The sequence below is a fragment of the Corallococcus terminator genome (genome assembly GCF_003611635.1).
GTDB classification, from domain to species: Bacteria; Myxococcota; Myxococcia; order Myxococcales; family Myxococcaceae; genus Corallococcus; species Corallococcus terminator.
The window spans coordinates 1-11,042 of sequence record NZ_RAVZ01000328.1 but is presented as its reverse complement, the minus strand read 5'-3'; the positions used below and the strand labels follow the sequence as shown (position 1 = coordinate 11,042).

General features: G+C 69.7%; 8 protein-coding genes. 3 read left to right on the top strand and 5 right to left on the bottom strand.

Features of this window, described 5'->3' with window-relative positions:
• The coding region (locus D7V88_RS33325) for a CARDB domain-containing protein (RefSeq protein ID WP_279636120.1) at positions 1-1,346 on the bottom strand (1,346 nt) is incomplete at its 3' end.
• 247 nt (positions 1,347-1,593) lie between these two features.
• Positions 1,594-3,096: an ATP-binding cassette domain-containing protein gene (locus D7V88_RS33320; RefSeq protein WP_120544654.1), complete on the bottom strand. Its 1,503-nt coding sequence runs from the start codon at positions 3,094-3,096 to the stop codon at positions 1,594-1,596.
• Between the two features lie 354 nt (positions 3,097-3,450).
• On the opposite strand from D7V88_RS33320, the gene D7V88_RS33315 reads away from it, so the two are divergent.
• Positions 3,451-6,765, top strand: a complete 3,315-nt coding sequence (locus D7V88_RS33315) for an Ig-like domain-containing protein (protein ID WP_120544653.1) — start codon at positions 3,451-3,453, stop codon at positions 6,763-6,765.
• Positions 6,766-6,939: 174 nt separating this feature from the next.
• Here the strand turns inward: D7V88_RS33315 and D7V88_RS33310 are convergent, their stop codons facing one another.
• Positions 6,940-8,037, bottom strand: a complete 1,098-nt coding sequence (locus tag D7V88_RS33310) for an SPFH domain-containing protein (protein ID WP_120544652.1) — start codon at positions 8,035-8,037, stop codon at positions 6,940-6,942.
• The gene (locus D7V88_RS33305; RefSeq protein WP_120544651.1) at positions 8,028-8,525 is read right to left on the bottom strand and encodes an NfeD family protein; all 498 of its coding nucleotides are present in this window, start codon (positions 8,523-8,525) and stop codon (positions 8,028-8,030) included. The genes D7V88_RS33310 and D7V88_RS33305 overlap by 10 nt, the downstream gene beginning before the upstream one ends.
• A 123-nt stretch (positions 8,526-8,648) precedes the next feature.
• On the opposite strand from D7V88_RS33305, the gene D7V88_RS33300 reads away from it, so the two are divergent.
• Positions 8,649-9,491, top strand: coding sequence for an alpha/beta fold hydrolase (locus tag D7V88_RS33300; RefSeq protein WP_120544650.1), 843 nt, complete (start codon positions 8,649-8,651; stop codon positions 9,489-9,491).
• A 73-nt stretch (positions 9,492-9,564) separates the two neighbouring features.
• Here D7V88_RS33300 and D7V88_RS33295 read toward each other — a convergent pair whose 3' ends face one another.
• Positions 9,565-9,849, bottom strand: a complete 285-nt coding sequence (locus D7V88_RS33295) for a hypothetical protein (RefSeq protein WP_120544649.1) — start codon at positions 9,847-9,849, stop codon at positions 9,565-9,567.
• A 208-nt stretch (positions 9,850-10,057) separates the two neighbouring features.
• Between D7V88_RS33295 and D7V88_RS33290 the strand changes: the two genes are divergently transcribed.
• Positions 10,058-11,042, top strand: a 985-nt coding sequence (locus D7V88_RS33290) for a PHP domain-containing protein (RefSeq protein WP_120544648.1), incomplete at its 3' end; no start/stop codon positions are given.

The window sequence follows — 11,042 nt, the reverse complement described above, 5'->3', positions numbered from 1 at the left end:
AGCGTGGGGTTGGTGGCGAGGAACAACCGCACCTGGCTGGGGGGCGAGGGCTGCGTGCCCACGTTGCACACCTTCGCCTGGGCGGTGAAGGCCTGCCCGGCTTCGAGCGAGGCGGGCCCCTGGAGCGAGGCGAGCTCCAGGTCCGGGCCCTGGCCCACGCCCACGGGACCGCCCACGAGGGCGTTGTTGTCCTCGCGCAGCTCCAACATTCCCTGCGTGGGGTCCACCACGGCCCCCACGTACAGGGGCTGATCCCCCGTGGCCGCCTCCGGGAGCTGGAAGTTGGCGGGGACCGGGGTGGTGACACACCGCCCGCCTTCCAGTGACGGGAGGGATTGCGTGCCCACCTGGATCCGGGTGGCGGAAGGCGCCGTCAGCGAGGGGACGGTGGACAGGAAGACGGCCACGTCGAAGGAGTAGGTGACGGAGGGGCCCACGTTGCACACCTTCACGCTGGGGGTGAAGGGCTCACCCGGGCGCAGGCTGGAGGGCGCCGTCACGCTGCTCACGGTGAGGTCGGCCTCGTGGCCCACGCTCACCAGCCCGGACACGAACAGGTTGTTGTCCTGGCGCAGCTCGAGTGTGGTGAGCGAGGGGTTGACGGCCGCCCCCAGGTACAGCGGCTGATTCGTGACCGCTGCCTGGGGCAGCACCACCTGGCCGGACACCTTCGCCGGGGCGCAGTGTCCCGCTCCCAGCGGGCTGGTGGGGGCGGTGCCCAGCGAGGACTGTTGGAGCGGCAGCCGGGCCCCCGGGCCCGACGAGGGCAGCACGAGCGTGTCCCGGGTGGACAGGTACAGCTCCACGGACGAGGCGCTCGCGGACGTGGTGCCCTGGTTGCACACCGTCGCGGTGGCGGTGAAGGACTGCCCTGGCTTCAGGCCCGCGGGCGCGTCCAGCCGCGTGACGACGAGGTCGGGCCGGGAGCCCACGTCCATGCGGCCGGAGACGAAGCCGTTGTTGTTCTCATCCTGCTCCGCCTCCTCGCGGGCCACGTCGATGAACGCGCCCAGGAAGTAGGTGCCCGCCGTGCCAGGATAGGGCAGCGTCACGTTGGCATTGACGTCCTGCGTGATGCACTCGCCCGACACCAGCCGGGCCACGTTCGTCCGCCCCGCCTCCGTCTGCCCGAAGGGCAACGGCCCGTTCGATGGGGGGAGCTGCTGGGTGGCGTTGTTGGACAGGTAGAGCCGCAGCGATTGAGCGGCGCTGGTGGTGGCCACCGAGCCCGTGTTGCAGACCGTCACCTTCGCGGTGAAGGCGTTTCCGCTCTGGAGGGATGGGGGCGCCTGGATTCGGGTGACGACCAGGTCCGGTCCATTGAGGACGGAGTGGGCCTGGCTCATCGGTGGAGCGTTCTCCGAGGCGGGCGTACCGCTGCCGCAACCCGTCAACGCCAGGGTGCCCGCGAGGAGCGCACACGAATGCCGCCATGTCGGCAGTTGCCGTGACATGAGTTCTCTCTTTGTCGTGAGGTGGGGGATTTCGACTTCGAGCGCGCCGCCATCCGGCCGGGACGGCGCTCCCGGGAATCCAGAAGGGTCCCTTGAACGGAAGAGGTGAATGGATATTCACCTTTTCCGTGTTGAATCGTTATTCCACCTGGACATGTCCGTTCGCGACGAGCCACCGCGTGGTGGTGCACGCGCGGGCGAAGGGTGCGTCATGCGTCACGAGCAGCAGTGCCCCGGGGTAGTCGCGCAGCGCCGCCTCCAGCCGCTCGATGGACGGCAGGTCCAGGTGATTGGTGGGCTCATCCAGCACCAGGGCCCAGGCGTGCTGGCCCAGGCCGCGCGCGATGAACAGCTTGCGCCCTTCGCCCGGTGACGGCTGTTCTGACGCGAGCAGCCGGTGGGGATCCACGCCCAGCGCGGCCACCAATGACATCACGCGTCCACGGTCCTCCGGGGGCAGCTCGCGCACCGCGTCGAGCGTGGCGCGGGCCTCGGCCTCGCCCAGGTCCTGGGGCAGGTACAGGAGCTTCTCCTGGGGCACGCGGGACTGTTCCATCAGGGCCTTGAGGAGCGTCGTCTTGCCGGCGCCGTTGGGGCCCTCGATGCGGATGCGCGCCTCGCGATCCACATCCAGACGCGTGGGGCCCAGCACCTCCGCGTCGCCGGCCTTCAGGCCCGGCGTGTCGAACGTGAAGAGCCACGGGTTGGGCGAGCGCACGTAGTCCACGAACACGGAGCGGCCCACCGTCTTGTCCACGGTGAAGGTGCCCACCGCGGCCTCGGCGCGCTCCAGCTCCCGGCGCTTCACGGTGACCTGGTGGCCCAGGCGGGCCTCGGCCCAGCTCGCGAGCGTGGAGGGCCCCAGGCCGCGCGCGTCGCTGTCGTACTTGTTCCGCATCCGCCGGCCGGTGCTGCGCGATAGGGTGGCGCCTTCGTGCTCGCGCCGGGTCCGGTCGAGCAGTTGTGCCGCGCGATCCCTTTCCGCCTTCGTCTGCTGGTGGGCGGCGACCTCCGCCTCGCGCTCCGCCTCCCAGTGTCCACGCGCGGCGGAGTAGGCGCCGGGGTACAGGTGCGCGCCCCCGCCGTGCACGCGCAGGGTGGCGTGGGTGAGCGTCTCCAGCAGCTCCCGGTCATGGGACACGACGACGCCAATGCCCCGGAAGCGCCGCAGCGCGGACACCAGCCACGCTCTTCCTTCGGCATCCAGGTGGTTGGTGGGCTCATCCAACAGCAACACATCCGGCTCGCGGGCGAGCGCCGCGCCCACCTGCCACCGCTTGCGCTCCCCCGGGGACAGCGTGGGCCAGCGCGACAGCGCGGTGACGTCCAGACCCAACTGCCCGTGGAGCCTGCGCGCCAGTGCGTCGTAGGCGTCCGCGAACGCGGCGATGTCCGGCGTCAGGGCCTCCACGCCCTGCGGACACAGACACACGAGGGGCGAGGGCGGATCGAACGCGAGCTGTCCTTCCGTGGGCGTCAGCTCCCCGGACAGCATGCGCAACAGGGTGGACTTGCCGGCGCCATTGGGGCCGACGAGGCCCGTCCAGCCCGGGGCGAGGTGGAACTCCACGTCGGTGAGGACGGGGATGGCATCGGTGAACGAAAAGCAGACGCGCTGCGCGCGAAGAGAGGGCGAAGGCATATGAAGCGACTCCTGAATCCGGATGCCAGCGCACACGCCCATCAGGACGCGCGGCGGCGGGGTACAGCCAGGGACCGGGGTTTCAGGCGTGCAGCTTCAAGGGTGGAGCGACCTCGCGTAGGGGAAGACCTGTGACGTCCTCCCGCGTGCACAACGAACAACGCGGCTTCGGGTGAAGCATGCGGCGCGGCCCGGGCGGAGTGCAAGCCCGTCGCGCCGTGGATGCGGGCACCGACAGCGAAACCCTCAGGGCCCTGACAACGATTCCCGGGGCCGCGCGTCGCGCCCCGGGTGGAGTTGCCAAAGCCGGAATAATCAGGCAATCCCGGGCGCGCCAACAGAGGGGGAAGTACCATGCGGTTGCGCCAGGGGCTGCTGAGCGGCCTGTTTTGCATTGTCTCCAGTTGTGGTCCCACGACGCCGGAAGAGCCGGCGCCCGAGAAGGCTCCAGCACAGGCGCAGGCCGAGCGGCTGGTGGCGGAGCGCGGCTTCGACCTGCGGGAGGTGGCGCTGGTCCTGAACGAGAAGGGGAACCGGCACGCGCTCCACTACCGGGGCGTGCCCGTCTTCGGCCTGGAGGCGAAGACGACGGAGGGCCAGACGCTCTTCTCCAACGTCCGCTTCGAGTCGGCGGGCGCGGTGGAGACGGAGGCGCGCGTCACCGAAGCGCAGGCCCGGGAAGCGGTCCTGGCGGAGCTGAAGGACTCCAGCGCGAAGGTGGACAGCGCGCGGCTCGTGCTGCTGCCTGGCGAGGAGCACCGGCTGCGCAAGGGGGCCGCCCCGAGTGTCAGTGGCCACCGCAACGCGGAGGACTTCGAGCGGGTGGTGACGGGACTGCGGCTCATCTACCGACTGAAGCTCACCACGGGCGGCAATGAGCGGGGCTCGCGGCGCGGGTGGAGCGCGCAGGTGGATGCCCTCACCGGCCAGGTGCTGCGTCTGGAGCCGATGGAGCGCGCGGGTGTGAACGTGGTGTTCAAGAAGGGGACGGCCTATGGCTACTACTCGGGCAGGACTGGCATCCCCGTGGCCTACGACTCCCTGAGCCGGGAGTACTCCCTGCAGGACACGCGCTCCAACATCTATCTGGCGTACGTCCCCTCGGGGGGGAAGGGCGGTACGTATGAGGAGTTCGCTGGCCCGGACGCGAGCTTCGGCAACGGATTGCTCTACAGCGGCGGCAGCATGGGAACCCTCGGCGCCAACGGCGAGACCGCGGGGGTGGATGCCTACTCCGCCGTGAACCTGGCGTGGTCCGTCTACGAGACGTTCCTGGGGCGCAATGGTCCGTCCGGCAATGGCACGGCCTTCGAGGTCCGGGTGCACCTGCCCCACGAAAACGCCTACTACTACCCCAGCGCGGCCGACCCCGTCCTGGGGTTCGGTTATCGCAACCTCGCGTCCAGCCCCAGGGCCCCCATGACGACCACGGACATCGTGGGTCATGAGATGGGCCATGACTTCTTCGCCCGGGAGCTGGCGGGAGACCCCACGGACCTTCCGAGGGAGCTCTCGGAGCAGGCCGGGATGGACGAAGGGTCGGGGGACATCTTCGGTTTCATCACCGAAATGCTGCGCGACGCACAGCGGGCCTCGCCGCCGTCGACCAACCTCGACGCGGTGCCGCTGAAGCAATCGAACCTCGACTCCGGTGAGGAGACAGGCCTCGTCTCCCGCAACCTCCTCACGCCCGTGTTGCCGGAGTGGTTCGACGGCATTGGCCAGGAGAATGAGCACTTCTCCGGAGGTCCCCTGAGCCGGATGTTCGTGCTCCTGTCCTATGGCTGCAGCAGGTATCCCCAGAGCCCCTATTACTGCGCCCTGGTGCCCGAGGGCTTCAACGGCCTGGGGCCCACGGAGGCGTTCCGTATCTGGGCGCTCGCCGTGCAGTTGATGCCCCTGGGGTCGGACTACGTCCAGGCCCGCCAGGCGGCGCTCGCCGCCGCGACCTCGCGGGATGGCGTCCTGGTCGGCACCCGGATGAAGGCCGTGGCCGGTGCGTTCGCGGCCATCAACGTGGGCTTCAAGGTGGACACGGTGCCGCCCCAGACCACGCTGAGCTGCCGGCAGGTGAACCAGGACATCGAGTGCACCGGCACCATCACCGACGCGGAGGTTCCGGGTCAGTACAGCACCGCGCCGCGTCTGGTGGTGGATGGCGGCGCGCAGATCAAGTCGCTGTCCGGCTGGCAGTTCACGCAGACCCTGCCGGGCGCGGGGCTGGCGAGCGGCAACCACACGGTCCAACTCCAGGCGTGGGACTTCTGGCAGAACCTGGCCACGAGGACGGTGACGGTCACGCTGGACAAGACCCCGCCCACCGCCTCCATCTCCCGCTCCGGCCCGCCGAAGCAGCCCCTCTTCTCCGTCACGCCGTTCGATCCTTCCGGCATCCGCGTCGTGGAGTTCGTCGAAGGCTCCCAGGTGTATTACGGGGTGTTCGTCCCTCCCTACGAGCAGAGGCTGGATACCTCCACCTGGACGGATGGCACCCATGACGTGCTCATCAAGGTCAACGACGCGTACCTGAACGTCGCCGTCTTCCATGAGGCCCTGAAGGTGGACAACACGCCGCCGACCGTGACGATGACGGTGGGGGCCGGCCTGGAGGCCCCCTTCAACGTGAACATCACGGTGAGCGACCTCTCCGCGGTGGCGCGGGTGGACTTCAAGGTGGACGGGGTGGTCTTCGCCACGCGGACGAACGCCGCGACGACGTACCAGGCCAGCTACATCCCCCCGGATCCGCTGGCGCACAACCTTACGGTGGAGGTGACGGACGTCTTCGGCAACAAGGGGACGACGAGCATCGCGGCGCCGCTCGACCGGACGCCGCCCCAGGTGAGCTTCGTGAAGGAGCAGTTGAGCTCGCTGGTGAAGTTGACGGTGGGCGTCTCGGATGGCTGTGGCATCCAGTACCCGTATGCGCTGTATGTGGATGGAGTCCTGGTGGGGCAGCCCATGACGCCGGGATACGTGCTGGAGTTCGGAGACAGCATGGCGGCGGGCACGCATGCGTTCCAGGCCCTGGTCAGCGACCAGTGCGGCAACACGGCGAACTACCAGGCGGTGTTCTTCAAGGACCTCACGCCGCCGGTCATCACGGGAATCGCGAGGGACGACAGCCAGCCGAAGAAGCCGAAGTTCACGGTGCAGTGCACGGACACGGAAGGGGTGCACCACGTGGAGATGCGGGAGAACGGCGTCATCCTCCAGACGGACACCACGGCGCCGTATGAGTTCGTGGTGGACACCACGGCCCGGCAGGACGGCAATTACACGGTGCTGTTCCAGTGCATGGACATCAACGGTGTCTCCAGCACGCCGGAGACGCGGACGGTGACGGCGGACAACACCGGGCCCACGTACACCTTCACGGTCTACGGCGCGGGCCGCTCGTACCTCGTCTCCGCGGGGACGGTGACGGATCCGCGCGGCGTCCAGTCCGTCAAGCTCGTGGGAGGCCTGATTCCTGGCTTCAACATGACGCTGACCCAGGCGCCCTACGCCTATCAATGGAACATCCCGGGCACCACGGCGATCCAGACCGACATGCCGTTCTCGGTCCAGGCCACGGACACGTGGGGCAACACCTCCGGGAAGGGGGTTGCGTGCACGGTGAACACGGCCTCGACCACGCCCAAGTATCTGAGCTGTTACGCCTTGTGAGCAGGGCAGGCCCGGGCGTCCGCCTCGGTCGGGCGGCGCTTGGGCCACGCCGCGTGAACCGCGCTCACGGCCGGTGACGGGGTTCCAACCATTCAGGCAGCTCGCGCGGGAGCGCCCCACCGCGCGTGGGGCGCTCACCGCATGCGACCAGAAACAACCGGAGCAGACCCGGGGCTACTCGTCCGACGGGGGCGGCTGCACGCGGCGGGTGGCCGGCATGGGCGCGGTGGCCGAGGCGGCGGCGTTGCGAGCGATCGCCTGGGCGCTCAGCGCGGCGGCGGACGGGTTGCGCGCGGGCAGCCGGGGGGCCTCCGGCGCGGGGGCCGGGGCGCCTTCGCGGCCGAAGACGTCCTTGAGCATGGACAGGGTGCCCAGCGCGGCGGTGGCCTCGTAGGGGACGAACATCTTGTTGTCGCCCTTGCCCAGCTCCTGGAGGGTCTCCAGGTAGCGCAGCGCGAGCACCTCCGGGGTGGCGCGGCCGGTGTGGATGGCCTCGAAGGTGAGGCGCGTGGCCTCCGCCTTGCCTTCGGCCTCCAGCATGACGGCGCGCTTGTGGCCCTCGGCGCGAGCGACCTCCGCGTCGCGTTCGGCCTCGGCGCGCAGGATGCGGGAGATCTTCTCGCCCTCGGCCTGGAGGATGGCGGCGGACTTGTCGCCCTCGGCCTTGGTGACCTCGGCGCGGCGCTCGCGTTCGGCGGTCATCTGCTTGGCCATGGCGGCCTTGATGGCCTGGGGCGGCTCAATCTCGCGCAGCTCCACGCGGGTGACCTTGACGCCCCACTTCTCGGTGGCCTCGTCCAGCACCATGCGCAGCTTGGTGTTGACCGTCTCGCGGCTGGTGAGCGTCTGGTCCAGGGTGAGGCCGCCCATGACGTTGCGCAGGTTGGTCATGGTGAGCTGCTCGATGGCGAGCGCCAGGTTCTCCACCTGGTAGAGCGCGCGGCCCGGATCCACGATCTGGTAGTAGATGACGGAGCCGACCTCCATGTTGACGTTGTCATGGGTGATGACCTGGACGGTCTCGAAGCCCATGACCTGCTCGCGCAGGTCCACCAGCGTGTTGCGCACGATGCGCGTTCCGCTGCGCATCTCCATGGCGCGAGGGCTGTCCATGAAGGGGATGAGGATGTTCAGGCCGCTGGAGGCCACGTGGTGGAACTTCCCCAGCCGCTCCACGACCATGACCTTGGCCTGGGGAACGATGCGAACTCCGGTGATGAGCCCGAACGCGACGGCGGCCGCCGCGAAGAGCAGAACAATGGTCAGTCCCATCCTGCGTTCTCCTTCTTGGGTCGCGGCTGAGGCAGCGCGACCTCGTGGGACGCCGACGGGCGTCGCACCCACAACTTGAGTCCTTCGATCTGCTCCACGGTGACGCGTTCGCCTTCGGGCAGGGGGCCTGACAGGGAGCGCGCCATCCACAGCTCGCCGTTGATGCGCACGGTGCCCCCGTGCGGGTCGGACAGCGCCTCCGTCACCACGGCCTCCTGGCCCATCATCGCTTCGACGCCCGTCTTCAAACGCACGGCGTCGCGCATGAAAACGTGTTTGAAGATGGTCCGGGACGCGCCGAAGAGGGCCGAGGACACCAGGGTGAACACGACGAGCTGACCGTCGAAGCCCAGCCCCGCGCCGGCCATCAGGGCCGCCATCAGCGCCCCCACGGCGAACCAGAGCGTGACGAAGCCGGAGAGCTTGATTTCGAGCGCCCCGAGGACGATCGCGGCAATCAACCAGAGCTGCCAGGCGGTGGTGTCCATGGGGTCCTTGTTTGGCAGCCGCTTCGCCTTCCTGTCAAACCGGGCGGCCGGGCGTCAGGAAACAATCGTCCCGGAGGAGGGGTTGCGGGCGAGGACCTCAGGGTCCGCTCTGGGGGAAAGCCCATGCCGTACCTGTCCATCCGTGGCGCGCGACTGTACTACGAAGACACCGGAGGGTCCGGGGAGCCCGTGCTCTTCAGCCACGGGCTCCTGTGGGATTCCCGGCTGTTCCGCGATCAAGTCTCTGCCCTCCAGGGGCGCTACCGGTGCGTCGTGTACGACCACCGGGGGCAGGGGCACAGCGAGCCCCCGCCTGGTGGCTCGGCCATCGACCTGCGCACGGTGTACGAGGACGCGGTGGCCGTCATCCAGGCCCTGGGACTGGCGCCCTGCCACTTCGTGGGCCAGTCGATGGGGGGCTTCGTGGGCCTGCGGGTGGCCGCGCGGCACCCGGAGCTGTTGCGGTCGCTGGTGCTCCTGGACTCCTCCGCGGCGGCGGAACTGCCCCTGACGCTGGCGCGCTACCGGCTGCTCACGACGCTGACGCACTGGCTGGGCCTCGGGCCGGTGGTGGACCCCATCATGTCGCTCTACTTCGGGCGCACCTTCATGCGGGATCCGGAGCGCGCGGCGGAGCGGGCGCTGCTGCGCCGACAGCTCGCGGACAACCCGCGCGAAGTGTGGCGGGCGATGCAGGGCGTCATCCACCGCCGCAGCGTGGAGGGGGAGCTGCACCGCATCGTGACGCCGACGCTGGTGCTGGTGGGCGACGAGGATCTGGTGACGGTGCCGGAGCGGGCGGAGCGGCTGCACCAGCGCATCCAGGGCTCACGGCTCGTGCGGCTGCCCTGTGGCGGGCACATGTGCATCCTGGAGCAGCCGGAGGCGGTCCATGCCGCGCTGCGCGACTTCCTGGAGACGGCGGAGGCGCCTGCCTGGGTGGAGGAGATCCGGGGGTTGGGGTGAGAGGGATTGAAACCGACCTCCTGGAACGGGGGGAAACGCCCCGCTCCAGGAGGTGGCCTGTGTGGCGTGGAGCCTAGCCCCGGGCCTCGGCGGCGGGAGCGCGGCAGACAAGCTCCGCGTCCTCGGAGGGCGCGGGCTGCGCGGCCGCCTGCGGCTCGGACGGGGCGACGGGGCTCGCGCCCGCGCAGACGCCGAAGTCACCGCACGTGATGACCTCGCCGCCGTTGTCGCAGAGCAGGGAGCAGGACCCGTTGTACGTGCACTGGATCTCACAGGGCCGAGGAGCCGCGGCGGCGGTCATCGGGGCGAGGAAGAGGGCGGCGATGCTGGCGAAGACGGTCTTCGAGATCAGCTTCATGGGTGACTCCTGTCTGGGGTTGAGCAACGTCCTGCTCAAATTCATACGAAATCCCCCGCGCGGGCTGGTCGTGGCCTCACGACAAAAAAGGTCTTCCGGTCTGGGCATTGGCTTTGGCGGATAGGGGCAGACAACCCATGAAGTCACCCCCCAGAAACACGAAGATCCAATCTAGCGCCTGAACGCCCGCTCAGTATCCTGATCCGGCGTGAGCTACGCCGAGCTGGTGTGCAGATCCCACTTCTCCTTCCTGCGCGGTGCGTCCCATCCCGAGGAGCTGGTGGCCGCGGCGGCGCGGCGGGGCTTGTCCGCGCTGGCGCTGACGGATCAGGACGGGCTGTACGGCGTGGTGAAGGCGCACCTGGCGGCGAAGGAGCATGGGGTGAAGCTGCTCCTGGGCGCGGAGCTGACGCTGGAGGACGGCCCGCCGGTGGTGGTGTACGCCCGTGACGCGGGCGGCTACGCGAACCTGTGCCGGCTGGTGTCCCACAGCCGGATGACGCACCCCAAGGGCGAGGCGGGCCTGCCCTGGCGCAAGCTGGCGGAGCACGCGTCGGGGCTGCTCGCGCTGTTGCCCGGTCCCGCGCCGCTGGAGGCGGTGGCCCCGCTGGCGGAGGCCTTCCCGGGGGCCTTCCACGTCGGCCTGAGCCGTTCGCTGTCCGCGGGGGACGCGGTCCGGGAGGCCCGGGCGGACGCGCTGGCCCGGGCGCTGGGCGTGCCGCTGGTGGTCCACAACGACGTGCACACGCACCACCGGGAGCGGCAGCCGTTGCAGGACGTGCTCACGGCCATCCGGCACGGGGTGACGGTGGATCAGGCGGGCACGCGGCTGTTCCCGAACGCGGAGCGGACGCTGAAGTCGCCGGGGGAGATGGCGCGGCTGTTCGCGGACCGGCCGGAGGCGCTGGCGCGGACGGTGGAGCTGGCCTCGCGCTGTGAGGCCTCGCTGGATGCGCTGCACTACCACTTCCCGGAGGAGGACCTGCCCGAGGGCCGCACGGCGGACACGCACCTGCGGGCGTTGACGGAAGCGGGGCTTCGCACGCGCTACCCGGCGGGCATCCCGCCGGAGGTGACGCGGCAGATCGAACACGAGCTGCGGCTCATCGCGGCGCTGGAGTTCGCGGGGTACTTCCTGGCGCTGTGGGACATCGTGATGTTCGCGAGGGGGCGGGGCATCCTCTGTCAGGGGC